This is a genomic window from Paraburkholderia sp. BL23I1N1, from assembly GCF_003610295.1.
In the GTDB taxonomy this organism is placed as follows: domain Bacteria; phylum Pseudomonadota; class Gammaproteobacteria; order Burkholderiales; family Burkholderiaceae; genus Paraburkholderia.
Window position 1 is genome coordinate 791720 of record NZ_RAPV01000002.1, and the last position, 24442, is coordinate 816161.

At 62.4% G+C, this 24442-nt stretch carries 25 protein-coding genes and 1 tRNA gene; 7 read left to right on the plus strand and 19 right to left on the minus strand.

Going from position 1 to position 24442, the window contains the following annotated elements; translation table 11 throughout:
• Positions 1-92: 92 nt before the first annotated feature.
• The 8 genes from hisC to B0G76_RS36290 form a co-directional block, all read right to left on the minus strand.
• A complete protein-coding gene (gene hisC, locus B0G76_RS36255; RefSeq protein ID WP_120297549.1) occupies positions 93-1172 on the minus strand; it encodes a histidinol-phosphate transaminase in 1080 nt (359 codons plus the stop codon).
• 81 nt (positions 1173-1253) lie between these two features.
• Entirely contained in the window at positions 1254-1859 is a 606-nt protein-coding gene (pth, locus tag B0G76_RS36260; protein WP_120298064.1) for an aminoacyl-tRNA hydrolase, read from the minus strand.
• A 158-nt stretch (positions 1860-2017) separates the two neighbouring features.
• Positions 2018-2638: a 50S ribosomal protein L25/general stress protein Ctc gene (locus B0G76_RS36265; protein WP_120297550.1), complete on the minus strand. Its 621-nt coding sequence runs from the start codon at positions 2636-2638 to the stop codon at positions 2018-2020.
• A gap of 164 nt (positions 2639-2802) precedes the next feature.
• Positions 2803-3759, minus strand: coding sequence for a ribose-phosphate pyrophosphokinase (locus B0G76_RS36270; protein WP_120297551.1), 957 nt, complete (start codon positions 3757-3759; stop codon positions 2803-2805).
• A 46-nt stretch (positions 3760-3805) separates the two neighbouring features.
• Positions 3806-3882, minus strand: a tRNA-Gln gene (locus B0G76_RS36275).
• Positions 3883-3932: 50 nt separating this feature from the next.
• The gene (ispE, locus tag B0G76_RS36280) at positions 3933-4814 is read right to left on the minus strand and encodes a 4-(cytidine 5'-diphospho)-2-C-methyl-D-erythritol kinase (protein ID WP_120297552.1); all 882 of its coding nucleotides are present in this window, start codon (positions 4812-4814) and stop codon (positions 3933-3935) included.
• A gap of 65 nt (positions 4815-4879) precedes the next feature.
• The gene (gene lolB / locus B0G76_RS36285; protein ID WP_120297553.1) at positions 4880-5512 is read right to left on the minus strand and encodes a lipoprotein insertase outer membrane protein LolB; all 633 of its coding nucleotides are present in this window, start codon (positions 5510-5512) and stop codon (positions 4880-4882) included.
• The gene (locus B0G76_RS36290) at positions 5512-7353 is read right to left on the minus strand and encodes a tetratricopeptide repeat protein (RefSeq protein ID WP_120297554.1); all 1842 of its coding nucleotides are present in this window, start codon (positions 7351-7353) and stop codon (positions 5512-5514) included. Before B0G76_RS36290 ends, lolB begins: the two co-directional genes overlap by 1 nt.
• Positions 7354-7440: 87 nt before the next feature.
• Here B0G76_RS36290 and mutM point away from each other — a divergent pair, with 87 nt between their 5' ends.
• Together mutM and mutY are read left to right on the plus strand one after the other, a co-directional pair.
• Positions 7441-8271: a bifunctional DNA-formamidopyrimidine glycosylase/DNA-(apurinic or apyrimidinic site) lyase gene (gene mutM / locus B0G76_RS36295; RefSeq protein WP_120297555.1), complete on the plus strand. Its 831-nt coding sequence runs from the start codon at positions 7441-7443 to the stop codon at positions 8269-8271.
• Positions 8272-8278: 7 nt separating this feature from the next.
• Positions 8279-9394: an A/G-specific adenine glycosylase gene (mutY, locus tag B0G76_RS36300; RefSeq protein WP_183082277.1), complete on the plus strand. Its 1116-nt coding sequence runs from the start codon at positions 8279-8281 to the stop codon at positions 9392-9394.
• 28 nt (positions 9395-9422) lie between these two features.
• On the opposite strand, the gene B0G76_RS36305 is transcribed toward mutY, so the two are convergent.
• The 11 genes from B0G76_RS36305 to kdsD form a co-directional block, all read right to left on the minus strand.
• On the minus strand, positions 9423-10055 hold the full coding sequence (locus B0G76_RS36305) for an LON peptidase substrate-binding domain-containing protein (RefSeq protein WP_120297557.1): 633 nt from the start codon (positions 10053-10055) through the stop codon (positions 9423-9425).
• A 39-nt stretch (positions 10056-10094) separates the two neighbouring features.
• A complete protein-coding gene (gene rapZ / locus B0G76_RS36310; RefSeq protein WP_120297558.1) occupies positions 10095-10988 on the minus strand; it encodes an RNase adapter RapZ in 894 nt (297 codons plus the stop codon).
• 108 nt (positions 10989-11096) lie between these two features.
• On the minus strand, positions 11097-12065 hold the full coding sequence (gene hprK, locus B0G76_RS36315) for an HPr(Ser) kinase/phosphatase (protein WP_012431656.1): 969 nt from the start codon (positions 12063-12065) through the stop codon (positions 11097-11099).
• Positions 12066-12207: 142 nt separating this feature from the next.
• Positions 12208-12723, minus strand: a complete 516-nt coding sequence (locus B0G76_RS36320) for a PTS sugar transporter subunit IIA (RefSeq protein WP_120297559.1) — start codon at positions 12721-12723, stop codon at positions 12208-12210.
• Positions 12724-13052: 329 nt separating this feature from the next.
• A complete protein-coding gene (gene hpf / locus B0G76_RS36325; protein ID WP_028199089.1) occupies positions 13053-13409 on the minus strand; it encodes a ribosome hibernation-promoting factor, HPF/YfiA family in 357 nt (118 codons plus the stop codon).
• 167 nt (positions 13410-13576) lie between these two features.
• Positions 13577-15094, minus strand: coding sequence for an RNA polymerase factor sigma-54 (locus B0G76_RS36330; protein WP_120297560.1), 1518 nt, complete (start codon positions 15092-15094; stop codon positions 13577-13579).
• A 183-nt stretch (positions 15095-15277) separates the two neighbouring features.
• The gene (gene lptB / locus B0G76_RS36335; RefSeq protein ID WP_120297561.1) at positions 15278-16063 is read right to left on the minus strand and encodes an LPS export ABC transporter ATP-binding protein; all 786 of its coding nucleotides are present in this window, start codon (positions 16061-16063) and stop codon (positions 15278-15280) included.
• Complete coding sequence (gene lptA / locus B0G76_RS36340) at positions 16060-16731, minus strand: lipopolysaccharide transport periplasmic protein LptA (RefSeq protein WP_063494698.1); 672 nt, start codon at positions 16729-16731, stop codon at positions 16060-16062. Before lptA ends, lptB begins: the two co-directional genes overlap by 4 nt.
• 20 nt (positions 16732-16751) lie before the next feature.
• Positions 16752-17360 carry an LPS export ABC transporter periplasmic protein LptC gene (gene lptC, locus B0G76_RS36345; protein ID WP_120297562.1) on the minus strand — a complete coding sequence of 203 codons (609 nt, stop codon included), beginning with the start codon at positions 17358-17360 and terminating at the stop codon, positions 16752-16754.
• Entirely contained in the window at positions 17357-17917 is a 561-nt protein-coding gene (locus B0G76_RS36350) for an HAD family hydrolase (RefSeq protein ID WP_120297563.1), read from the minus strand. Before B0G76_RS36350 ends, lptC begins: the two co-directional genes overlap by 4 nt.
• Positions 17917-18900: an arabinose 5-phosphate isomerase KdsD gene (gene kdsD, locus B0G76_RS36355; RefSeq protein WP_120297564.1), complete on the minus strand. Its 984-nt coding sequence runs from the start codon at positions 18898-18900 to the stop codon at positions 17917-17919. The genes B0G76_RS36350 and kdsD overlap by 1 nt, the downstream gene beginning before the upstream one ends.
• Before the next feature lie 161 nt (positions 18901-19061).
• Between kdsD and B0G76_RS36360 the strand changes: the two genes are divergently transcribed.
• The 5 genes from B0G76_RS36360 (at position 19062) to purU (ending at position 24389) form a co-directional block, all read left to right on the plus strand.
• Positions 19062-21065: a monovalent cation:proton antiporter family protein gene (locus B0G76_RS36360; protein ID WP_120298065.1), complete on the plus strand. Its 2004-nt coding sequence runs from the start codon at positions 19062-19064 to the stop codon at positions 21063-21065.
• Between the two features lie 136 nt (positions 21066-21201).
• Positions 21202-21768, plus strand: coding sequence for an adenine phosphoribosyltransferase (locus B0G76_RS36365; RefSeq protein WP_120297565.1), 567 nt, complete (start codon positions 21202-21204; stop codon positions 21766-21768).
• Positions 21769-21835: 67 nt separating this feature from the next.
• Positions 21836-22450 (plus strand): LysE family translocator, encoded by a 615-nt coding sequence (locus B0G76_RS36370; protein WP_120297566.1) that lies wholly within the window; start codon positions 21836-21838, stop codon positions 22448-22450.
• Positions 22451-22530: 80 nt separating this feature from the next.
• Entirely contained in the window at positions 22531-23409 is an 879-nt protein-coding gene (locus tag B0G76_RS36375; RefSeq protein ID WP_120297567.1) for a DUF4743 domain-containing protein, read from the plus strand.
• A 110-nt stretch (positions 23410-23519) separates the two neighbouring features.
• Positions 23520-24389, plus strand: coding sequence for a formyltetrahydrofolate deformylase (gene purU / locus B0G76_RS36380; RefSeq protein WP_120297568.1), 870 nt, complete (start codon positions 23520-23522; stop codon positions 24387-24389).
• Positions 24390-24442: the final 53 nt, after the last annotated feature.

The window sequence follows — 24442 nt, forward strand, 5'->3', positions numbered from 1 at the left end:
TGCCTCGCCGTTTTCTTTTGCGGCAGCGCTCGGAGTTGTGCGCGTGGCTGTCCCGATCGCTGCCTAAGCGTCACCTAAGCGTCACCCGACCGCTATCCAACGTAAGCGCTGAAAATGTCGCGCAGCGCGTCCAGCAGAATGCCGCATTCGGCGTCGGTGCCGACAGAGATTCGCAGATGCTGGTCGATTCGCTCCGCCTTGAAGTGACGCACGAAGATTTCCCTTTCCCTGAGCCGTGCGACGAGCGTCGCTGCGTCGTAGCCTTCGTGACGCGCGAACAGCAGATTCGCCGCCGACGGCACCACCTCGAAGCCCAATGCCGTCAAGCCTGCCGCGAGCCGCTCGCGGCTGGCAATCACCTTGGCGCAGTTGCCGCGAAACCACGCATCGTCCTCGTATGCAGCGACGGCCGCGACTTGTGCCAAACGATCGAGCGGATACGAGTTGAAGCTGTCTTTCACGCGGTTCAGTGCGTCGATCAATTCCGGATTGCCGAACGCGAAGCCGACGCGCATGCCGGCCAGCGAACGCGACTTCGATACCGTCTGGATCACCAGCAGGTTGGGATAGCGGTCAATCAGCGTGATGGCCGATTCCGCGCCGAAATCGACATAGGCTTCATCGATGACCACGACCGATTCGGTGTTTCGCGCCACCAGACGCTCGATATCGGCGAGTGGCAGCGGTCGTCCAGTCGGCGCGTTCGGATTCGGGAACAGTACACCGCCGTTGGGCGCCGCGTAGTCGTCGACATGAATGGCAAAGCTGTCGTCGAGTGCGACCGTCCGATAGTCGACTTCAAAGAGCCGCGCGTAGGTCGGGTAGAAGCTGTACGTGATATCCGGAAACAGCAACGGTTTGTCGTGCTTCAGCAAGGCCTGAAACGTGAGTGCGAGCACTTCGTCCGAGCCGTTGCCCGCGAACACCTGTTCCGGGCGGATGCAGTGGTACGCGGCGACCGTTTCGCGTAACTTGCGCGCGGTCGGGTCGGGATAGCGCCGCAGTGACTCGCCGGCGTCGCCCAGTTCCTGCCGAATCGCTTCAAGCACGCGCGGCGACGGCGGACAAGGATTCTCGTTGGTGTTCAGCTTCACCGGATGCGCAACCGCAGGCTGCTCGCCCGGCACATACGGCGTCAGACGATGAACGATGTCACTCCAGTAGCGGCTCAAGCGATTCTCCTGTCGATGGGGAAACGGGCGATACGGCGATACGGCGATACGGGTACGGGTACGGGTACGGGCGGAGCGCGCTCAGGGATTATTGCGATGCAGTTGCATCGTCGCGCGTTCAAGCTCCCCCTGGATGATCTGCGGCATCACGGCCAACGCACGTTCGATCGACGCATCGATCACATCCTGTTCTTCCCGCCGCGGCGGTTTCAGCACGTAGTTGGCGACATCCGGCTTGGCGCCGGCTCGCGCGCTTTCGGGAATCAGGTCGCGCGGATGACCGATGCCAATCCGCAGCCGCCAGTACTGTTGCGAGGACAGATGCGCGGTGATGTCCTTCAGCCCGTTATGGCCGCCGCTGCCGCCACCGAGTTTCAGCTTGACGCTGCCGGGCGGCATATCGAGTTCGTCGTGCGCGACCAGAATTTCGTCCGGAAGAATCTTGAAGAACTGAGCGACCGCCACGACCGACTGCCCCGAGCGGTTCATATACGTCTGCGGTTCCAGCAGATGCACTTCTTCGCCGTGAAGCCGGGCCTTCGCGTAGAAACCGTGGAAGCGCCGCTCGTCGCGCAGCGTCGCGCCGGCTTCGCGTGCCAGTTGATCGACCAGCCAGAAGCCGGCATTGTGGCGCGTCGCGGTGTATTCAGCGCCCGGATTCCCGAGCCCGACGATCAGCTTGATCATGATTGCGTAGGTCCGTCTGGCCCGGGCGCCGAACACGGCCGAGCCGAAAAAAACCAAAAAAAAACCCGCCGGGGCGAACCTCGGCGGGTGACGTCGACCGTTTCATTGAAACGGATCGAGAGGATTGCTTGCTTAGTGCCGAAAGGACCAAGAGGACCTTAGGCAGCCGGCGTTTCGCCTTCAGCAGCAGCAGCGGCGTCGCCTTCAGCGATTGCGCCAGCCGGGATCGTTGCAGTTGCGACGACCGGGTTTTCTGCTTCAATGTGAGCAACCAGTGCCACACCTGCCGGCAGGACGATGTCCTTGGCGTGCAGCGACTGACCCGCTTCGATCTTCACCAGGTCGACTTCGAGGAATTCCGGCAGTGCCGACGGCAGGCACTCGATTTCGATTTCGTTGAGGACGTGCGAGATCACCGCGCTCGACAGCTTCACTGCCGGGTTGGTTTCCTGGTTCATGAAGTGCAGCGGCACCTTGGTGTGCAGCTTCTTCTTCGCGTCGACGCGCTGGAAGTCCACGTGCAGCACGAGCTGACGGAACGGATGGTATTGCACGTCGCGCAGCAGAACCTGTTGCGACTCGCCACCGATTTCCAGGTCGAGGATCGACGAGTGGAAAACTTCTTTCTTCAGCGCGTGCCAAAGTGCGTTGTGGTCCAGTTCGACCAATTGCGTGTCAGCACCAGCGCCATATACGATACCCGGGGTCTTACCCGAGATACGCAGGCGGCGGCTCGCACCCGTACCTTGCAAAGAACGCTCGAAAGCGACTACTTTCATGTTAAATCTCCAATGCACTGCCCGCGACCAGGCAGTAAAAACGGGGCCTCCAAGCCTTTTCGGCTGAGGCCCCAGAGCGATGGCACGAACCTTCGTTCGTTCATGCCAATTGTGCAAAAGCGCAGCGCGCGGTAGTGCAATGCGCGCGGCGCCTTCGCAAATACTTAACTTTCAGCGAACAGCGACATCACCGAATCGCCGCGGCGAATCCGCGAGAACGTTTCGGCGAGCAGGCCGGCGCTGCTCAGTGCACGAATCTTGGGGCACGAGCGAGCTTCTTCGCCGAGCGGGATCGTGTCGGTGACAACGACTTCGTCGAGTGCCGAAGCTGCGATACGCTCGCCTGCACCGCCCGACAGAACCGGGTGGGTGGCGTAAGCGAACACCTGCTTCGCACCGCGTTCCTTCAAAACCTGAGCTGCCTTGCAAAGCGTGCCTGCGGTGTCGACCATGTCGTCCATGATCACGCAGGTGCGGCCTTCGACTTCACCGATGATGTTCATCACTTCGGCAACGTTCGCTTTCGGGCGGCGCTTGTCGATGATCGCGAGATCGCAATTCAGTTGTTTGGCCAATGCACGGGCACGCACCACGCCGCCGACGTCCGGCGAAACGACCAGCAGGTTCTCGTAGTTCTGCTTGCGCAGATCGCCGAGCAGCACGGGCGTAGCGTAGATGTTGTCGACCGGGATGTCGAAGAAGCCTTGAATCTGGTCGGCGTGCAGATCCATCGTAATGATCCGCTCGACACCTGCGATTTCCAGCATGTTCGCCACGATCTTCGCCGAGATTGCAACGCGCGCTGAACGCGGGCGGCGATCTTGACGGGCATAACCGAAGTACGGGATGGCTGCGGTGATCCGACCGGCGGATGCACGCTTGAGCGCATCGACCATGATCATCAGTTCCATCAGATTGTCGTTCGCCGGCGCGCAGGTGGACTGAAGGACGAAGACATCCTTGCCACGCACGTTTTCCTGAATCTCGACCTGGATTTCACCGTCCGAGAAACGGCTAACCATTGCTTTGCCGAGGGGAATACCGAGGATTTTGACGACTTCCTGTGCAAGCGCGGGATTTGCGTTGCCAGTAAAAACCATCAGGCCGTCATGGCTGCTCATCGTGCACCTGCTTCAGGCTGGGGGGCGAGGGAAATGCGAGAATTTTTGGCAGGGGAGGAAGGAGTCGAACCTTCGAATGCCGGAATCAAAATCCGGTGCCTTAACCAACTTGGCGACTCCCCTACACTAACTTTGAGCTTCACCGAACGAGGGAACATTCGACGAGGCAAAACTTATGACGCGAAAGCAAAGAGTGGATGCTGATCGAGACCTGCAGTCACTGCGCTGTTCCATTCGCCTGGCAGTTTGGCTTGCGCCGCTTCTGCTTCAGTTCGACTACGGAACGCTGCAAATACACTTGCACCTGACCCAGACATCCGCGCGGGTGCGATGGTTTCAAACCACCGCAGCACTTGCGCTACTTCCGCGTATTTTCCCACGACAACCTGCTGCATGTCATTCCGGCCAAAACTTTCTGGCCATTCAGTGTTGCAGCTAAGTTCTGCAGGAAAGTCCGTAATTATGAGGGGTTTCGAATCTCTTGTCAACGCTTTTTCGGAGAAAATCGCTGAAGTCGGAACCTGAACCCTCGGCGTCACAACCAGGAAATGGCGCGGCGGCAATTGTACAACGTCCAAAGCTTCTCCGACACCCTGTGCGAACGCATTTTTCCCAAAAATAAAGAAGGGCACGTCCGCGCCGAGTTTCAGCGCCAGCGCCTGCAACTCGAGTCGCGGCAAATCGAGTTTCCACAGGCGGTTCAGCGCGAGCAGCGTGGTGGCCGCATCGGAGCTGCCGCCGCCAAGGCCGGCGCCCATCGGCAGGCGCTTGTCGATTTCGATATCGACACCCTCGGGCGAGCCCGTATGCGCCTTCAGAAGCTTTGCTGCGCGAACGGTGAGGTCGTGTTCCGGCGGCACATCGGCGATTTCGGTGCCGCGCGTGATGAGGCCGTCGTCGCGCCGCGTGAAGTGCAGGGTGTCGCCCCAGTCGAGCAGCTGGAAGACGGTTTGCAGCGTGTGATAGCCATCAGGCCGGCGGCCTGTGATGTGCAGGAAGAGGTTGAGTTTCGCGGGCGCGAGGCAATCGCGCAGCGAATCGGTCGTTTCAATCATGAGTCAGGGCTACATGCGCCATCGCGGCGCCGAAGATGCTGCAAGGGTTGTGCGAACACGCGCGGCTACTGGTCAAGCACGAGCTTGATGTCGAGTGGCGGTTCCGAGCGGCTCAGGTTCAGGCGCTTCACGCCGGTGGCCGGCGCCTCGGCATAGGCCAGGTAATCGATCGTCCAGCCGTCCTGCGTGATCTGCTTCAGGCGCGAGGGCTGATCCGGATCGTTCTCGGTCCTGGCGCGCGAAGTCGGCGCCGGCGAAGGCTGCAGCCAGTAGCGCAGCCCTTCGACCGGCAGCACGAAGCCGAGCGCATTCTGCATCAGCGTGGAGACGTTGTCGGCGGTGAGCGGTTGGCGGTTCGGCAGTTCGAGCGTGGCTGAAGCCGGCGACGACGTCACGATCGCCAGGGTCTGGCCGAGCGGATTGCGCAATTGCAGGGTGACCGTGTCACCCGTTTCCTGCCAGGTGAAGTTGCCATAAGCATTGCGCTGCTGGCCGTTCTGATCGTTGTACTGGATCGCGAAACGGCCCTGGTAAGCGCGGGTGGTTTGTGTCGAGACGGAAGTCGCCGCATTCGACGTGGACGGACCCTGCGGCTTCACCGATGCACAACCGGCCAACGCGACAACCGCCGCTGCTACGAATCCGAGCGCCGCGCCACGCGGCGCCCGGGAATAGGAGATCAAGCGGGAAAGACGCATCAAAGATCGTTCACCTGAAGACGTTGCAGCGTTTTAACCAGGGTGTCGTTGTCCGGTTCGAGCTTGCGCGCGTCGCGGAAAGCGGCGCGAGCCTGATCCTGCGCGCCGGTTTTCCACAACACTTCGCCGAGGTGGGCGCCGATTTCGGCGTTCGGCTGCAGGTCGTACGCTTTGCGCAGCAACTTGATCGCATCCGACGTATCGCCCATCCGGTACTTGACCCAGCCGACGCTGTCCATGATGAAGGCGTCGTTCGGCGCCAGCGACGAGGCCTTTTCGACCAGCTTGTCCGCTTCCGACAGGCGTTGATTGCGATCGGCAAGCGAATAGCCGAGCGCGTTGTACGCCTGCGGATTGTCCGGCTGCGTCTGGATCAGCTTGCGCAGTTGCGCTTCCATGATGTCGTAATGGCCGGTTTTTTCGGCGGCCATGGCGTAGTCGTAGGTGAGATCGGGATCGTCGGGGAAGTTCGCCGTTGCCTGTTGCAGGCGTGATTCCGCCTCCGGGTAGCGCTTCGCGTCGAACAGAATAGCTGCGTCGGTGCGGGCAATTAGCGCCTGGTCGCGCGGATCGGGAGCCTGCAGACCGGCCAGCAGCTTGCGCGCGTCTTCAGTCTTGCCCTGCTTGGCGAGCAATTGGGCGCGCGTGATCTGCGCCGGCACGAATTGCTGGCTCGCCGGCGAAACCTTGTTGAGCCAGTCGCCCGCCGCCGCATCGTTCTTCTGTTCGAGCGACAGTTGCGCAAGGTAGATATACGCCTGGCCCGGATCGGCGCCCGGCGTTTTTTCGGCTTGCTGCGCGTACTGCGTCAGGTAGGTCTGCGCGTCGCTGAAATTCTTCTGCTGGATCTTGATCAGCGCGAGCGCCATCAGCGGTGTGAGGTCAGCCGCGTTGTTCTTGTGCATGATCTCGAACTGCTTCTGCGCGTCGTCCAGACGGTCGCTCGCGAGATACATCTGCGCGAGCGCGAGGCGCGCGTCATGCGATTTCGGATTCTGCTGCACGTACTTTTCGAGCGACGCGATGCCTTCCTTGCGCTCCTCCGGACCCATCTGCGACAGCGTCAGCGCAGCCGGTAAATAGTCCGGTTTGAGCGCAAGCGCCTGCTCGAGCGACTTGCGCGCGCCCGGCGCATCGTTGGAAACAAGTTGCTGGTGCGCGATGGCCAGTTGCGCTTCCGGCCGGTTCAGGTCGTTTTTCAGCAGGTCTTGCAGCACATGCAAGCCGCCAATCCGGTTCGGGCCGCGCGAGAGCAGCAGCTGCAGCGCCAGAATCGCGCTGCCTCGATTGTCGGCGGATACTTTTGCGAGCTCCTGGGCGAGGAGCGGCGCGGCGTCGTCAGGCTTGCCGGACAGCACGAGCAGGGACGCGTCGAGTTGCGCGGCGCGTTCCGAATTCGGCGCATACTGCTGCCACAATTGCGCGGCAGCCAAAGCGTCAGACGGGCTTTGCGCGGCCAGCGCGATTTCCGTGGCGCGTTGCGCCATGCGCGGATCGTGCGTGTCGCGCGCGAGCGCGAGATAGGTCTGGTAGGCGGGCGCCGGCTGGTCGCGCTGCAATGCGACCTCGGCGGCGAGCACCTGGAATACGATCTGGCTGGACAGCGGCACGCCGGGCAGAGACTTCTGGTCTTCTGCCGTTGCCGGGCCGAGCGGGTCCGGCAGAGTGACAGACGTGTCATCCGAGTCCGGCGACGGGTCCTGCGCGTGCGCGGGCACGGCAGCGAGCGCCCAGACCGCGAGCGCGGCGGCACCGAGCATGCAACGAGCGGATACGGCGTGCGGCACGCGGGATGCGCTAGCCGGGCGCTTCGAAAACAGCTTCACGAAGGACAAGTTCATGGAAATCCGTTCAATGTTTCGGACGATTGTAACGCGCTCGCTACAATACGCGCACAACCAACGATGCAAGTTGCAGACCAGTTAGACATGCCAGAGTTGCCAGAAGTTGAGGTTACCCGAAGGGGAATCGAACCGTATGTGTCCGGGCGCAAGGTTGAACGCGTCGAGGTGCGTACGCCCGCGCTGCGTTGGCCGATTCCGGCGGACCTTGCGAAAACCTTGCGTGGCAGCGTGGTGCGCAAGGTCGAGCGGCGGGGCAAGTATCTGCTGTTCGAAATCGACGCCGGCTGGTTCATCGTGCATCTGGGCATGACCGGCACGCTGCGCGTGCTGCGCCATGTGCCGCGTCCGCCTGCCGCGGCGAAACACGATCACATCGACTGGATTTTCGACGAATTCATCTTGCGCTATCGCGATCCGCGGCGTTTCGGCGCGGTGCTGTGGCACCCGCGCGAAGCCGGCGACGTGCTCGAGCATCCGCTGCTCGCGGGCCTCGGTGTCGAACCGTTTTCCCCGGCGTTTTCCGGCGCGTTGATGCACCGGCTCACGCGCGGGCGCAAGGTGTCGGTGAAGCAGGCGTTGCTGGCGGGAGAGATCGTGGTCGGCGTGGGTAATATCTACGCCTCCGAAAGTCTCTTTCGAGCCGGTATCCGGCCCACCACCGCAGCGGGGCGCGTCTCGCTCGTGCGTTACGATTTGCTCGCGGACGCGGTGCGTGTCACGCTCGCCGCGGCGATCGAGAAGGGCGGCAGCACGCTGCGCGATTTCGTCGGCAGTGATGGCGAAAGCGGTTACTTCCAGCTCGACTATTTCGTCTATGATCGCGCGGGGCTGCCATGTCGCGTGTGTGGATCGCCGATCAAACAGATCGTGCAGGGGCAGCGTTCTACGTATTTCTGTCCCACCTGCCAGCGCTAATTTTTCGATGCCATCTCGTTTAAGCCCGTTCGCCTCGTCCGCTGCGCCTGTTTTCCCGGTCATGTCTGATTTTTCCGCGCGGCTGATTGCGTGGCAGCGCCAACATGGCCGTCATGACCTGCCATGGCAGAACACTCGCGATCCCTATCGCATCTGGCTGTCGGAAATCATGCTGCAACAGACTCAGGTATCGACGGTGATTCCGTACTACGCAAAGTTTCTTGCGCGCTGTCCGGATGTCGCCTCGCTCGCCGCCGCACCGGCAGACGACGTGATGGCGTTGTGGGCCGGCCTCGGCTACTACTCGCGCGCGCGCAATCTGCACCGCTGCGCGCAGGTGGTGGTCGAGCAGCATGGCGGGGCGTTTCCTGAGTCTGCCGACGCGCTCGCTGAATTGCCGGGCATCGGCCGTTCGACGGCCGCGGCGATCGCCTCTTTCGCTTTCGGCGCGCGTGCCACGATTCTCGACGGCAACGTGAAACGCGTATTGGCGCGCGTATTTGGCGTTGAAGGTTTTCCGGGCGAAAAGAAAGTCGAGAACGCGATGTGGACGCTGGCGGAATCGCTGCTGCCGTCCAACGCATCGGACGACGATGTCAGCGCCTACACGCAAGGTCTGATGGACCTCGGCGCAACGCTGTGCGTGCGTGGCAAGCCGGACTGCCTGCGCTGTCCGTTCGCTGCCGATTGCGTGGCCAACGTGACCGGACGTCAGCGTGAATTGCCCACGGCACGGCCGAAGAAAGCTGTGCCGACGCGCCGCACATGGATGCTGGTGCTACGCGACGGTAACGCCGTGATGCTGGAAAAGCGTCCGCCGTCAGGCATCTGGGGCGGCTTGTGGAGCCTGCCCGAAGCGGCCGACGAAGCCACGCTCGCCGAACGTGCGCTCGCTTTCGGCGGTGACGGAGCGGTCTCGCCGCTCGCACCGCTTACGCACGTCTTCACGCATTTCAAGCTGGATATCGAGCCACGGCTCGCTGAACTGGACCGTGGCGTGGGCGCATTGGCTGCACTAGGCGACGCGGACACCGCATGGGTCGCGTTAAGCGATCTCGACTCGTTCGGTGTGCCCGCACCGGTGCGCAAGCTGCTGGATAGTCTGCACGGCTCGCTGCTCTAGCCAGCCCTGAGCAAAAAAGCACGTCAAATCAAAGCAGTTGATGCTGCTGCATATAGTGATGAACCACGTCGATCCGGGCGCCGGCGTCCTGCAATTCCATCAGCTTTTGTCTTGCACGAAGGGCGATCGGCAGCACTTCAGCAAGCCGGTTCGACACCCATGACGGATCTTCCAGCCTGAACGGCTCCGCGAACGGCAAGCTGTCCGGATCGCGTTCGCGGATCGTTGCGATGATCCGTTCGAGCACTTCCGCGCACGCACCGAATTTGGCCAGTTGATCGTTGCCCTCGAGCGGTATGTCTTCACCGAGCGGCTCCGCCATGCCGACCAGCAAGCCGCTGCTCTCCACGCGATGCGACAGCAGGCGAAACCGCCGCGTGCCGCGCGCCCGAATCAGCAGCATGCCGAAGGCTTCGACGTCGCACTCTTCAATTTCTGCGAGACAGCCGATTGCTTCGGGCACCGAAGGCTCTTCGGCACGTGCTACTTCGGCGCCGCTTTTCAGCAGGCACACGCCAAACGGCGTCTTGTCACGCAGACAGTCGCGCGCCATGTCGAGGTAGCGCGCTTCGAAGATTTTCAGCGGCAGCAGTCCATCGGGAAACAGCACCGTGTGCAGCGGAAACAGCGGCACATCGGCAAGCACAGTAGAAGAAGACATGGCGCAACGCTTCGAGTTGAGGCCGCGCGACGCGGCCGGTTAAGCCACTAACTTCGATGATTCGCCGACTGGAATCGGCGCATCGCGGTGCCGCACAATGACATTTGCCGACGTTGCGAGACGCGCGGCGAGCGTCTCCGCAATGAACACCGAGCGGTGCTGGCCGCCCGTGCAACCGATCGCGACCGTCAGGTAGCTGCGGTTGTCGTCACGGAAATGCGGCAGCCATTTGACGAGATATTTTTCGATGTCGTCGATCATTTCATGCACGACCGGCAGCGCGTCGAGAAAATCCATCACCGGTCTGTCGAGGCCTGTGAGCGGCCGCAACTCATGATCGTAGTACGGGTTCGGCAACGTGCGGACGTCGAAAACAAAATCGGCGTCGAGCGGCACGCCGCGCTTAAAACCGAAGGACTCGAACATCAGCACGAGCCCCGCCTCTTCCTGCTCGATGAAGCGTTTGACCCAGGCGCGCAGCACGTTCGCGCGCAGATTGCTGGTGTCGATCTGATGGCCGAATTCGGCAAGGCCCGCCACGAGTTCACGTTCGCGTTCGATCGCTTCGCCGAGCGACGTCAACAAGCCGACGTCCGCGTCATACGCGGTGGAACCGGACAGCGGATGGCGGCGGCGCGTTTCGGAGAAGCGTTGAATCAGCGACTGCGTGCTTGCGTTGAGAAAGAGCACGCGCACGTCGTGGGCGCGCGACAGGTCGCGGATCATCGCCGGCATTTCGTCGAGCGAGGCGCTCGAGCGCGCGTCGATGGCGACCGCGAGGCGTTCATGGCCGTCGTCGGCGAGATAGTTGGCCAGTTGCGGCAAAAAACGCGGCGGCAGATTGTCGACGCAGTAATAGCCTGCGTCTTCAAGCGCGTTCAGGGCAACTGACTTGCCGGAGCCGGAAATACCGGTGATCAGGATTATGCGCATGGAGTCGTGGAATCCGTACAGTTCATCATAGCATCTGGTCCCCGTGCGCGTGCCGCCTCAGCCGCCGTTGGCTGCAGGCGTGGCACGGCGCCACAAGGTGTCGCGGATTCAGATCAATTTGCCGGGAAACTGGCTGTCCGGGTCTTGCATGGCCAGACGTTGGCGATCCATGAAGTCGCGCAGCGTATCGATGCCGCGCAGTTGCAGGATCGTATTGCGCACGGCCGCTTCGACCAGCACCGCAAGGTTGCGGCCGGCCGCAACCTGAATCGTGACTTTGCTGATCGGCAAGCCGAGCACGTCGACGGTTTGGCTTTCCAGCGGCAGCCGCTGGAATTCGCCGTCGGGGCGGCGCACCAGTTGCACGATCAGTTTCAGCTTCATTTTGCGGCGCACCGCGGTTTCACCGAAGATCGTCTTGATGTCCAGCAAGCCGAGACCGCGTACCTCCAGCAGGTTTTGCAGCAGCGGCGGGCAGCGCCCTTCGACGAAATCCGGGCCGAGGCGCACGAAATCCACCGCGTCGTCGGCGACGAGGCCGTGGCCGCGGCTGATCAGTTCCAGCCCGAGTTCGCTCTTGCCGAGGCCGGAATCGCCGGTGAGCAGCACGCCCATACCGAGAATGTCGAGAAACACACCGTGCAGCGTGGCGCGCGGCGCCAGAATGCGCGACATGTAGAGGCGCAAACTGTCGATCACCGCAGCGGCGGACATGGGCGTGGTGAAGAGCGGCGTGGACGAGCGCGTGCAGCGCAGCACCAGTTCCGGCGGCGCGGCGACGCCGCCCGCCACCACCAGAAACGGCGGCTCCAACGCGATCAGCTCGGCCATGTGGCGCGAGCGGTCTTCGTCGGTTTGGCGCTTGTAGTAGTCGATTTCGGCGTCGCCGAGCACCTGGATCCGGTTCGGGTGGATCAGGTTCAAGTGGCCGACGAGGTCGGCGCTCGACGTGGCATTGGCGACCGATTCCGAAGAAAAGCCGCGCTCCCAGCCTTCATGCCCCGTCAGCCAGCTCAGTTTCAGCATGGCGGCGTTGTCGTCGAAAATGCTCTGGGCGTTGATGCTGGACGTATCCATGAGTCAGTGACTCCAGTGTGGGCCGCTTGCCGGGCGAAGGGGCGGCCGCGCTAACGCGAGCCGTTTGCCTTGCCAGGTTGTTGTACCCGCACGCAGGCGGGCAACAGGGTGAAAAACCGGCGTGCGGAAAGCCGCCGATGCATCAAGGTTGCCACTGAGTGAGCAGGCGATGCAATGATTCGCGGTCTTCTTCGGTGTGCAGGCGCTCGCGGGCCTCGCGATCGGACAGCAACTGGGCGATTTCCGAAAGGATTTCAAGGTGTTGCTGGGTGGCCTGCTCGGGCACGAGCAGGAAGATCAGCAGCGAGACGGGCTGGCCGTCGGGCGATTCGAAGGGGATGGGTTCGGCGAGGCGGACGAATGCGGCGAGCGGTTGCTTCAAGCCTTTGATCCGGCCATGCGGAATCGCGACGCCTTCGCCGAGCCCCGTCGATCCGAGGCGCTCACGCGCAAACAGATTGTCAGTGACCGTGCTACGGGCGATGCCGTTCTGGTTCTCGAAGATCAGGCCCGCTTGCTCGAATACGCGCTTCTTGCTGGTGACCGATAGTCCGACGACGACGTTCTCGAGGGGAAGAAATTTGGCTAAACGATTCATGTTGACAGGCGAAAACGTGGCCTGGGCTCTCCTCGCTGGGGCGTTTGAGTGGTGTTCCATTCGTTTGATGCTCACGGCGACGTGCGTTGGAGCCAGAAACCGCAGGACTCCGGCCGACCGATTCCCGTTTGAGCTAACTTGACCCCGATGGTAACCGGAACATTATAGAACAGGGTAGCGGCGGATGGTGCGGCGCGCCATCCATGCATCATGGGTTTCTTCGCGAGATTGATCCGATTCGCGCCGCATTGCGAGAAAGGTGCCCTGAAACGAAAAACCGCCCGGTCTCGGGCGGTTTGGCTGGGTAGTGTGACCAATGCGGACCAACACGGGCCAATGCGGGCAACTGAGGAAAAACGGAGGGAAGTAAAGACGCCTCCTGATCTTCGTTATTGCGGCGGCACATCCAGTAGCGGTGCCGGCTGGTACTTGATCGCATCGTGCTGATGGCCTTGCAGGCGATCCTTATGGCGTATCACTTGCCGGTCAAGCTTGTCGATCATCAGATCGATCGCAGCGTAGAGATCGCTGTCACAGCTCTCGACAAAGATATCTTTACCCTTGAGATGCAGGTTGATTTCAACCTTTTGACGCTTTTCCTTTTCCTTGTGGTTGTCGACCGAGAGGACCACACTGCCGTCGATGACCTGATCGAAATGTCTTAGCACCCTATCCAGTTTGGTGATCACGTATTCGCGCAACGCAGGCGTTACTTCGAGGTGGTGTCCACTGATCTGCAGATTCATAGTGCTTCTCCAAGCTAGAGGCCGCTTGTTCCGCACGATGACGAACCGGTCGATCTGTCGGCTTGCCAAAGTCGCCCCCCGGTGACTGACTTCTGGCAGGTCGCATCGGCCGGCCTGTCCGCCAACTGCGGAGCGGCCGGTAAATGCCCGTCGCGGGAGGCGGCGGGCTACAGAGACTTGCGCAGGTTGACTGCCGGAATCCTGAGCGCTTCGCGATACTTCGCAACGGTACGCCGTGCGACCACGAAGCCCTGTTCCGCCAGCAGTTCGGCTATGCGACTGTCTGAAAGAGGAGATTTCGGGTTTTCCGCTCCTATCAGTTGCTTGATGAGCGCACGGATCGCCGTTGAAGACGCCGCGCCGCCCGTGTCAGTCGAAACGTGTGATCCGAAGAAGTACTTAAATTCAAGCGTCCCGAATGGGGTCAGCATGTATTTACCGGTTGTCACACGCGAGACAGTTGACTCGTGTAGGCCCAGCGTATCAGCAATTTCCCGCAAAACCAAGGGGCGCATGGCAATTTCGCCGTGCACAAAAAAGCTCTTTTGACGCTCGACAATGGCTTGCGCCACCCGGAGGATCGTTTCGAAACGTTGCTGGATATTCTTGATCAGCCAGCGCGCTTCCTGCAGTTGCTGACGCAACGATCCGCTGCCCGGATCGCCCCGGTTATTGCGCAGAATATTCGCGTACAGATGGTTGATGCGCAGCTTGGGCACGACTTCCGGATTGAGTTCCGCCTGCCAGCCCTGTGCCGTTTTGCGCACCATGATGTCGGGCACGACATAGTCCGCTTCCGCCTTGCCGTAAGCCGCGCCGGGAAATGGTTCGAGCGAGCGGATCAGCATATGCGCATCCCGCAGATCGTCGTCGTTCGCCTTCAGATGCTTGCGCAGGCGCGTGAAGTCGCGTGCCGCGAGCAGTTCCAGATAATGGGCGACGATGTCGAGCGCAAGCGTGCGCGTGGCCGACTGTTCGAGCCGCAGCAATTGCAGCTTGAGACATTCCGACGCGGAGCGTGCGCCGACCCCTGCCGGGTCGAAGCTATGCAGCAACGCGAGCGCGGCGTTCATTTCGTCGAGATCGACTTCGAGCTCGTCGGGCAGGTCGGTCAGCACTTCGTCGAGCGTGGCGGCAAGATAGCCGTCGTCGTCGAGCGATTCGATCAGGAAGGTGATCAGCGCGCGGTCGCGCTGGCTCGCCTGGGTGACGCGAAGCTGCGCCATCAGGTGATCGCGCAGCGAGGTGCTCGATTCGTGGACTTGCAGCGGCGGCAGATCATCGTCGTCCGAAGCATTGCCGGAGCGGCCGTAGTCGTCGAGGTTCCATTGCGACGCATCGCCGTTGCTGTCGCTCGAGAGGCCGTTGTATTCGTCGACACCCTGCGGCTCGCCGTTTTCGGCGCGCTCGCTGCTGCTGTTGGACGAAGACGACGTGTTGCCGCCCATCTGGTCGGGCGGCGGGGAGGAATTGGGCGACTGGGTGATCAGCGATCCGTCGGCCGCCACGCGCAGGGGACTCGCGATCCAGTCGTCCTCGTTTTCGAGGAGCGGATTCTGCGAGATCGCCATTGCGACTTCCTGCTGCAGTTCGAGCGTGGACAGCTGAAGCAGCCGGATGGACTGCTGCAGTTGCGGGGTCAGCGCAAGATGCTGCGATAGGCGGAGTTGGAGGCTGGCTTTCATGGCAAGTTGAGATTCATTGTAGAGAGTTTGCCACGACCGCGATACATTGCGACATGCGCAATTACGCGTGCGCCCGTTTCGGCGTCGCCGGGCGCGGGACGGCCCAGTCAAGAATGCTGATGTGCAGATGCCGCAAAGACGCCGGCGGGTGCGTGCTCGCACCGCCGGTTATCCTTTGTGCACTTACATGCGGAAGTGTTCGCCCAGATAGACGCGCCGTACGCTTTCGTTTTCGATGATGTCGCTCGGCGCACCGGCGGCCAGCACGCTGCCGTCGCTGATGATGTAGGCGTGGTCACAGATGCCGAGGGTCTCGCGCACGTTGTGATCTGTGATTAGCACGCCAATATTGCGCTGCTTCAGAAATTTGACAATCTTCTGGATTTCCAGCACCGCGATCGGATCGACGCCCGCGAACGGTTCGTCGAGCAGAATGAAGCTCGGATTGGTGGCCAGCGCACGGGCAATTTCCACCCGTCGGCGCTCGCCGCCGGACAGCGACAGCGCCGGATTCTCACGCAGGTGAGCGATCTGCAGTTCGTCGAGCAGCGCCTCGGTGCGGCTCGTAATGGTGTCCTTGCTGAGCCGCTTGCCGTTGTCTTCGTGTTGCAATTCCAGCACCGCGCGAATGTTTTCCTCGACGGTGAGCTTGCGGAACACCGACGCTTCCTGCGGCAGATACGACAAGCCCAGCGAGGCGCGCTTGTGAATTGGCAGCAAGCTGATCGACTTGCCGTCCAGATCGATTTCACCCGCATCGAGCGGCACGAGGCCGACGATCATATAGAACGAGGTGGTCTTGCCGGCGCCGTTGGGGCCGAGCAGGCCGACCACTTCGCCGCTTTTCACGTCGAGCGAGACGTCTTTGACGACCGTGCGCGAGCCGTAACGCTTCTTCAGCTTGCGGACCACCAGTGAACTGCTGGTGCCGGCTGGTTTGCGATTGGGGAGGGACGCGGAAGAACTCACTGGTTCGGTGCTCCCTGGATCGTGGTGGACGGGGCGAGCGTAGCCGACGCGCCGTTCAACGGAGCGGCGCCGCCATTGCGCGGTGCCAGCATTGCGCGCACACGGCCGGTCGGGTTGCCCGGGCCGGCGACGTCTTTACCCGCCTTGGCGGTGTAGAAGTCACTCTGGCCGTCATACGTGATGACGCTGCCGTGCACCTGGTCCATGACCGTGGAGAGGCCTTGCAGGCGCTTCACGGTGGCGTTGGTGGTGAGCGTGGTCAGATCCTGCTTGCCGTCGTAGTCGATACGAATGGCCGTGCCTTCGATGTATTCATCGAGGCCTTCGCGCTTCTGGCGGAAATACGACAGATTGCCGCCGCTCGAGGTGCCGGTGGCGTACTGATAGCCCTGCGGGTCTTGCGTCACTTCGACCCGATCGGCCTTGATCACGATCGTGCCTTTGGTGGCGACCACGTGGCCGGTGAAGATGTTGACCTGTTTGAGGTCGTCGTAAGTCATGTTGTCCGCTTCGATGTTCAGCGGCTTGTCTTTGTCGGCGCGGTCGGCGTGCGCAAGCGGCGCGAAGCCGGCAAGCGGCAACGCGACAATCAGCGCTGCGAGTCCGGCGCGGCACGCGGACAGGGTGCGCGAGCGGCCGGTATCAAAACGGGGGAACGATTCGTTCATGCAGTCACGCCTGGAATGGATTACCCGGGTTGCTTGGGCGAGCTGGCGGAGCCTTCGGACGCGGCAATCGCGCCCTTCACATTGCCGAACAGCTGCATTACCCGGGTGACGTTGTTGTAGTTCATGCCGCTGGCAGTCATCACAGACATGCCGCGCTGAAGTTTAACCGGCTTTTCGGTCTCGATCACATCGTCGTTGACCAGCACCCTAAAATGCTGCGAATCCGCTTGCATCTGCGGATCGCCGTTGCCGGCGGCCCGCAGGATGCGCGCGTTGTCGTACAGATCGACGATCGAGGCATCGCCGTTCACCTTGCCGGTGTCGCCGGTCGCGGTGACGATCGGCTTGCCGGGCTGGAAGGCTCGCATGGCCGGTTTGACCAGGTCGCTCAGTTCGTCGTCCTCGTAATGGATCAGAGACTGGGCGGTCAGACGGTATTGCGTCGAGCCTGATTGATCGAGTTCGGAAACCGAAAAATTGTCGGCGAAGTAGTCGGGCGTGTGCTCCTTGGGGCGCACCACGCTTTCGTTTTGCCGCGGCAGCGTGGCTTGCAGCAGCCACCAGGTAATGCCCGCGAGCGCCGCCATCGCGACGAGCGGAATCAACGAGGTCCAGCGAAACTGATTCATCCGACGAGGCCTCGCTGTTCGCCGCTACAGGCTGCCGCGAGCAGTGCGTCATATTTATGCTGCGCGCGCAGCAGCGTATCGCAGACTTCACGCGCGGCACCGTGGCCGCCGCGCGCCTCGCTGACCCAATGGGCGCGCGCGATCACTTCAGGATGGGAATTGGCCGGTGCCGCCGCGAAGCCGACCTTCAGCATCACGCCGAGGTCGACCCAGTCGTCGCCCATATAGCCACATTCTTCCGCTGTCATGCCGGTTTGCTGGAGCAGGTCGGCGAATGCCTGGGGTTTGTCTTGCACGCCCTGATAGACGTGGGTGATATTCATTTCTTTCGCCCGCGCCGCGACGATGCCCGACTTGCGCCCGGTGATGATCGCCGTTTCGATGCCGGCCTGGCGCAGCAGCTTCATGCCGTGGCCGTCCATCGAGTGGAACGCCTTCATCTTGTCGCCTTCCGCCGTGAACAGCAGGCCGCCGTCGGTCAGCACGCCGTCGACGTCGAAAATCATCAGCTTCACGCGGCTGGCGCGTTCAGTGGCGGTAAGGGGGGCGACGGGCATCAGATCACCTTCTTCGAGAACAGGTCGTGCATGTTGAGCGCGCCGATCAGCTTGCCTGCTTCGTCGACGACCAGCATCTGATTGATGCGGTGGCGCTCCATCAGTTCCACGGCTTCGACAGCAAGTTGATCCGGACCGATGGTACGCGGGCCGGCGGTCATTACCGAGGCAATCGACAGCTCGCGGAAATCTCCGTCGCGTTCGAGTACGCGGCGCAAGTCGCCGTCGGTGAAGATGCCGGTCACGCGATCGTTGTGATCGACGATCGCCGTCATGCCCATACGCCTGGCGGTCAGCTGGAACAGCGCGTCGCGCACGGTCGCGTCGAGCGTCACCTTCGGCACCTGGTCGCCGGTGCGCATCACGTCGCGAACATAAGTGAGCAGGCGGCGGCCCAGCGCGCCGCCCGGATGCGAGCGGGCGAAGTCGTCCCGGCCAAAACCACGCGCATCCAGCACCGCGACCGCGAGCGCATCGCCGAGCGCGAGCGCGGCGGTGGTGCTGGCGGTCGGCGCAAGATTCATCGGGCAGGCTTCTTTCGATACGCCGGAATTCAGATGCACGTCGGCCAGTTGTGCGAGACTCGATGACGGACGGCCGGTCATTGCAATCAGCTTCGCGCCGATCCGCTTGATGAGCGGCAGGATCGCCACGAGTTCTTCAGTTTCGCCGGAATTGGACAGCGCAAGGAACACGTCGTCTGCCGTGACCATGCCGAGGTCGCCATGGCTCGCTTCCGCCGGATGAACGAAGAACGCCGGTGTGCCGGTGCTGGCGAGCGTGGCCGCGAGCTTGCGGGCCACATGGCCGGATTTGCCGATGCCGGAAACGACAACGCGCCCGCGGCAACCCAGGATGAAGTCGACCGCCCCGACGAAGCCATCGTCGAGTTGATCGCGAAGCGCGCGCACGGCGTCCGCTTCGATGTCGAGCACGTCGCGAGCGAGCGCGAGTGCCCGGTCGCCATTGATTTTCGCTATCATTCGCGGAGTATAGCAAAGGCGCTTGTTCGCCGCGCCGGGCCTGCTGTGCCAAGCCGCTGCCTTTATTGCTGTTTTTAACGGCCCCTCAACCTTGTCGCACGGCGTTTCTCGTGCGCGGTTCCGCTGACGAACGAGGACGCTTTACCGATGCGTTTCTGCCGATGATTTCCCCACTCGAAATGACGCTGTTCCTGCTGCTGGCATCGGTGGCGGGCGTGGTGATCTTTCGCTTTCTGAATCTTCCACCGATGCTCGGCTATCTGACGGTCGGCATCGTGGTCGGGCCGCACGCGTTCGGTCTGGTTCCCGATTCGGTGGGTGCGCAGAATCTCGCCGAATTCGGTGTCGTGTTCCTGATGTTTTCGATCGGGCTGGAGTTTTCGCTTTCTAAGCTGCGCTCGATGCGCCGGCTCGTGTTCGGTCTCGGCCTGCTGCAGGTGATCGGCACGATTGCCGTGGCGGTCTCGCTCGGCTTCGTGCTGGAGCGCTGGGTGCACATCACCTGGCAGGCGAGCGTGGCGCTGGGCGGCGCGCTCGCGATGTCGTCGACGGCGATCGTCAGCAAGATGCTGGCCGAGCGGCTCGAGATCGAAACGGAGCACGGCCGCAATATCTTCGGCGTGCTGCTGTTCCAGGACCTGGCGGTGGTGCCGCTGTTGATCGTCATCGCGGCGCTGGGCGGCGATTCGAAAGATCTCGTCAGCGCGCTCGGGCTGGCGGCTATCAAGATCGTCGTGGCATTGGCCCTATTGTTAATAGTGGGGCAGCGTTTCATGACGCGCTGGTTCAACGTGGTGGCGCGGCGCCGCTCGCAGGAACTGTTCATCCTTAATCTGCTGCTGGTGACGCTCGGCGCAGCGTTCATCACGGACAAGTTCGGCCTGTCGCTTGCGCTCGGCGCGTTCATCGCCGGCATGTTGATCGCGGAAACACCTTACCGGCATCAGGTGGAAGAGGACATCAAGCCGTTTCGCGACGTGCTGCTGGGCCTCTTCTTCGTCACCACCGGCATGCTGCTGAATCCGCGCGTGATCTGGGAGCACCCGTTTATCGTGCTGGGTTTCCTGGTCGGCCCGATTCTGCTGAAGGCGGTGATGGTGACGGGGCTCTCGCGCCTGTTCGGCGCGTCGCCGGGCGTTGCGATGCGCACCGGTATCGGCCTCGCGCAAGCCGGCGAGTTCGGCTTCGTGCTGCTGAACCTGATTCTCGACAAGCATCTCGTCGACGCCACCCTGCTGCAGGCGATTCTCGCGGCGATGCTGCTGTCGATGCTGGCCGCGCCGTTCCTGATCCAGAACGCGGACCGCATCGTGCTGCGGCTGTCGTCGACGGAATGGATGATGCAGTCCTTGCAGATGACCCGGATCGCGACGCAGAGCCTGAAGCAAAGCGGTCACGTGATCATTTGCGGTTATGGCCGGGCCGGGCAGAACCTGGCGCGCATGCTGGAGCACGAGGGTTTGTCGTATGTCGCTTTGGACCTGGACCCCGATCGCGTGCAAGCCGCGGCTGCGGCGGGCGAGTCCGTGGTATTCGGCGATGCGGGGCGGCGCGAATCGCTGCTTGCCGCGGGTATCCATCGCGCCGCGGCGATCGCGATTACCTACGCGAACACGCCCTCGGCCCTGCGCGTGTTGCACAATATTCACGAGCTTGAACCCACGTTGCCGGTGATCGTCCGTACCGTCGACGACGCCGATCTGGAAAAGCTGCTAGCTGCCGGCGCGACCGAGGTGATTCCTGAAATCGTCGAAGGCAGCCTGATGCTGGCTTCGCATACGCTGGTGCTGATGGGCGTGCCGATGCGGCGCGTGGTGCGGCGGGTCGAGGAAATGCGTGACGAGCGCTATGCGCTGTTGCGCGGCTATTTCCACGGCGCGGACGACGTGGAAGACGACGACGGGCACGAACAGGTGCGGCTACAATCGGTGCCGGTCGACGAAAATTCGGACGCGGTGGGCCGAACGCTGGCGGAATTGGGCCTGTTCGAACTGGGCGTGGAGGTCACGGCGATTCGCCGGCACGGCATTCGTGGCGTCGAGCCGGACCCGTCCACCAAGCTGCGCGCGAGCGATATCGTGGTGTTGCGCGGTTTGCCCGAGCAATTGGCCGAAGCCGAAGAGCGCCTCTCGAAGCATCGCCGCGCGGGCGCGGCTGCGGCCTAGCGAGGATGGTCGACGTGGCATGATTTCGCCGGGTCGGCGCTGGTGGCCGCGTCTGCCGCGTCTGCCTCGTCCACGCCTCGCCGGCCCAACTGATTTAGCCTTTCATCGGACCTGCCGAGGTCCATCCGGAGACATCATGTCCAACGCGCTCGCGAGCGCGCCGCTCGATGCGGCCAACTACATCAAAAGCCACATCCGCACGGTGCCCGATTGGCCGCAGCCGGGCGTGCAGTTTCGCGACATCACGCCGCTCCTGCAGGAGCCAAAGTCGCTGCGCGTGCTGATCGACCTGTTCGTTCAGCGCTATATCGACGCGAAGCTCGACTACGTCGCCGGGCTGGATGCGCGTGGCTTCATCTTCGGGCCGATTCTGGCTTACGAACTGAACCTCGGCTTCATTCCGATCCGCAAGCAGGGCAAGCTGCCGTATAAGCGGGTCGCCCAATCCTACGAGCTCGAATACGGCACCGCGACCGTCGAGATTCACGAGGACGCCTGCAAGCCGGGCGACCGCGTCGTGATCATCGACGATCTGATCGCCACCGGCGGCACGATGATGGCCGGCAAGATTCTGCTGGAGCGGCTCGGCGCGGTGGTGGTCGAAGGTGCGGCGATTATCGATCTGCCCGAACTCGGCGGCTCGGCCTTGCTGCGTAACGGGGGCCTGCCGCTCTATACCGTGACCGAATTCGGCGGCCATTGATCACTGGACGCGCGCTTTTTCTCGGACGCTTCCCGCACTGTTCCCGCACATAAAGAAGGTAAGAAAGATGCCCAACTTTCTGTTGTTCCTGGCGACCTCGATCGCGATCACGATGGCGCCTGGCCCCGACAATCTGCAAGTGCTCGCGCGCGGCATCTCGCAAGGCCGCGCGGCGGGTCTCGTCGCCGCGCTTGGCTTCGCCGCCGGCATCACGTTCCACACCACCTTGGCCGCGCTTGGCGTGGCCGCGTTGCTGCGTTCGTCGCCGGTTGCGTTTGAAGTGATCAAGCTGGCGGGCGCCGCGTATCTGGTCTGGATCGGCATCAAGGCGCTGCGCAGCCAGGGCCTCGCCACCGCGCACGAGCGCGCGCCGCAACCGTTGATGGCGGTGTTCCGTCAGAGCGTGCTCGGCAATCTGCTGAACCCGAAGGTGACGCTGTTCTTCGTCGTGTTCCTGCCGCAGTTCGTGCAGCCGCATGGCACGCAAAGCGTCACCGTGCAGATGCTCGAACTCGGCGTGTTGTTCATGTTGCAGACCGTGGTGGTGTTTTCGCTGTTCGGCGTGTGCGCGGGCATGATCGGCGGCTGGCTGAAGCGCCGGCCGCGCGTGGGCGTGTGGCTCGACCGGCTCGCCGGCGCGACCTTCATCGCGATTGGAATTCGCGTCGCCTTGCGCGATTGACATCGGGACCGCTTAAGCGACTGAGCGAGCGCCTGCAACCCGGCGACGCGGTGCGCCAGAAGATCAGTTTGGAGCTTTGAATGACTTTGCCTTGCATCACCGCCGCGCGCCGCTTTGATAGGCACGCGCATCTGCCGTTCTGGATCGACGCCGAGCAGGTCGGCTGGATTCGCTCGACCGATGTGCCGTTGCTCGCACGCTGGCCCGATGTGTTTGAAATCGACGCCACGCGCGTGACGCTCGCGCCTGTGTTCAACACCGTCGATTTGCGCAGTGCCGCGCTCGGTTCCGTGATCGGTGCGCTTGCCGCCGAGGGCCGCATTCCCGGCTGGCGCAACGAGACTTACGCGATCCGTAATGCGTTCGATGCGCCGCCACTCGCGTATATCGAACGCGCGGCGTCGCGCTTCTTCGGCACGATGACCTACGCGGTGCATCTGAACGGCGTCGTAGAATACGCGGACGGCGCCCCGCGGATGGCCGCCCCACGGATGGCCGCCCCGCAATTGTGGATCGCGCGCCGCAGCGACACCAAGGCGACCGACCCGGGCATGCTCGACAATGTCGTGGCAGGCGGGATCGGCTGGGGCTTCGGCATCGAGGCGACGATCATCAAGGAGTGCTGGGAAGAAGCCGGTATTCCTGAGGAGATCGCCGCTCGCGCCAAGGCCGGCCGCACCGCGCATGTGCTGCAATCGTTGCCGGAAGGCACGCAGGCCGAACAGATTTTTATCTATGACCTCGCGCTGCCGGCCGATTTCGCGCCGCGCAACCAGGACGGGGAAGTGAGCGAACACCGGCTCGCGCGCATCGATGAAGTGGCGCGCTGGATCGAAGAAGGCGCGATGACCGTGGATGCGAGTCTCGCCACGCTGGATTGCCTGCTGCGCCGCCGCTGGATCGACGAAGACGCGTGTCCGGGCATCGAGACGTTGTTCGCGCCACCGGCGCCTGGCTAAGCACCGGTCAGGCTCCGGTGTGACGAACACGCTGGGTCACGCCGTAGCATGCTGCATCGAACAAGACACACCGAACAAACCACGCACTGAAGAAGGGAGTCACCCAGGTCATGTCGACCGATCACAGCTTCATCCTCAAACTGTCGTGCGCCGACCGGCCCGGCATCGTCCATGCGGTTTCGGGCTTTCTGTTCGAGCGTGGCAGCAATATTCTCGACTCCGCGCAGTTCGGCGACAGCCGCACCGGCGAGTTCTTCATGCGCGTGCATTTCCAGCAGGTGGGCGGCGATCCGGGCCTGAACCTGCTGCGTACGTCGTTCGCGACGCTTGCCGAGCAGTTCGGCATGCGCTGGGAGTTGCACGATGCCTCAGTGAAGCCGCGCGTCGTCATCATGGTGTCGAAGATCGGTCATTGCCTGAACGACCTGCTGTTCCGCTATCGCACCGGTCAACTGGGTATCGAGATTCCGGCGATCATCTCGAACCACAAGGAGTTCTATCAGCTCGCGGCCAGCTACGACATTCCGTTCCATCAGTTCCCGCTGATGGGCGGCACGCCGGACGCGAAGGCCGCACAGGAAGCACGCGTGCTCGAAGTGATCGACGAGCATCAAGCGGATCTGGTGGTGCTTGCGCGCTACATGCAGATTCTGTCGCCGAAGCTGTGCGAATCGCTCTCCGGCCGTGCAATCAATATTCACCATTCGTTCCTGCCGAGCTTCAAGGGCGCGAAGCCGTATTACCAGGCGTTCGACCGCGGCGTGAAACTGATCGGCGCAACCGCGCACTACGTGACCACGGATCTCGACGAAGGTCCGATCATCGAGCAGGAGGTGGAGCGGGTCGATCACAGCATGACGCCGGAGCAACTGACGGCGATCGGCCGTGACGTCGAATGCGTGACGCTCGCGCGCGCGGTGAAGTGGCACGTCGAGCATCGCGTCGTGTTGAACGGCAGCAAGACCGTGGTGTTTCGTTAAGCGTAGTTGATGCGCTTGCAGCGGGGGCGGCCAAACCACGGCCGCATGACCTC

Bases quoted from the DNA above. Each gene is read 5' to 3' on its own strand.
- pth (WP_120298064.1), bottom strand. From the start codon at position 1,859: ATGATCAAGCTGATCGTCGGGCTCGGGAATCCGGGCGCTGAATACACC.
- B0G76_RS36265 (WP_120297550.1), bottom strand. From the start codon at position 2,638: ATGAAAGTAGTCGCTTTCGAGCGTTCTTTGCAAGGTACGGGTGCGAGC.
- B0G76_RS36270 (WP_120297551.1), bottom strand. From the start codon at position 3,759: ATGAGCAGCCATGACGGCCTGATGGTTTTTACTGGCAACGCAAATCCC.
- ispE (WP_120297552.1), bottom strand. From the start codon at position 4,814: ATGATTGAAACGACCGATTCGCTGCGCGATTGCCTCGCGCCCGCGAAA.
- lolB (WP_120297553.1), bottom strand. From the start codon at position 5,512: ATGCGTCTTTCCCGCTTGATCTCCTATTCCCGGGCGCCGCGTGGCGCG.
- B0G76_RS36290 (WP_120297554.1), bottom strand. From the start codon at position 7,353: ATGAACTTGTCCTTCGTGAAGCTGTTTTCGAAGCGCCCGGCTAGCGCA.
- mutM (WP_120297555.1), top strand. From the start codon at position 7,441: ATGCCAGAGTTGCCAGAAGTTGAGGTTACCCGAAGGGGAATCGAACCG.
- mutY (WP_183082277.1), top strand. From the start codon at position 8,279: ATGCCATCTCGTTTAAGCCCGTTCGCCTCGTCCGCTGCGCCTGTTTTC.
- B0G76_RS36305 (WP_120297557.1), bottom strand. From the start codon at position 10,055: ATGTCTTCTTCTACTGTGCTTGCCGATGTGCCGCTGTTTCCGCTGCAC.
- rapZ (WP_120297558.1), bottom strand. From the start codon at position 10,988: ATGCGCATAATCCTGATCACCGGTATTTCCGGCTCCGGCAAGTCAGTT.
- hprK (WP_012431656.1), bottom strand. From the start codon at position 12,065: ATGGATACGTCCAGCATCAACGCCCAGAGCATTTTCGACGACAACGCC.
- B0G76_RS36320 (WP_120297559.1), bottom strand. From the start codon at position 12,723: ATGGAACACCACTCAAACGCCCCAGCGAGGAGAGCCCAGGCCACGTTT.
- hpf (WP_028199089.1), bottom strand. From the start codon at position 13,409: ATGAATCTGCAGATCAGTGGACACCACCTCGAAGTAACGCCTGCGTTG.
- B0G76_RS36330 (WP_120297560.1), bottom strand. From the start codon at position 15,094: ATGAAAGCCAGCCTCCAACTCCGCCTATCGCAGCATCTTGCGCTGACC.
- lptA (WP_063494698.1), bottom strand. From the start codon at position 16,731: ATGAACGAATCGTTCCCCCGTTTTGATACCGGCCGCTCGCGCACCCTG.
- lptC (WP_120297562.1), bottom strand. From the start codon at position 17,360: ATGAATCAGTTTCGCTGGACCTCGTTGATTCCGCTCGTCGCGATGGCG.
- B0G76_RS36350 (WP_120297563.1), bottom strand. From the start codon at position 17,917: ATGCCCGTCGCCCCCCTTACCGCCACTGAACGCGCCAGCCGCGTGAAG.
- kdsD (WP_120297564.1), bottom strand. From the start codon at position 18,900: ATGATAGCGAAAATCAATGGCGACCGGGCACTCGCGCTCGCTCGCGAC.
- B0G76_RS36360 (WP_120298065.1), top strand. From the start codon at position 19,062: ATGATTTCCCCACTCGAAATGACGCTGTTCCTGCTGCTGGCATCGGTG.
- B0G76_RS36365 (WP_120297565.1), top strand. From the start codon at position 21,202: ATGTCCAACGCGCTCGCGAGCGCGCCGCTCGATGCGGCCAACTACATC.
- B0G76_RS36370 (WP_120297566.1), top strand. From the start codon at position 21,836: ATGCCCAACTTTCTGTTGTTCCTGGCGACCTCGATCGCGATCACGATG.
- B0G76_RS36375 (WP_120297567.1), top strand. From the start codon at position 22,531: ATGACTTTGCCTTGCATCACCGCCGCGCGCCGCTTTGATAGGCACGCG.
- purU (WP_120297568.1), top strand. From the start codon at position 23,520: ATGTCGACCGATCACAGCTTCATCCTCAAACTGTCGTGCGCCGACCGG.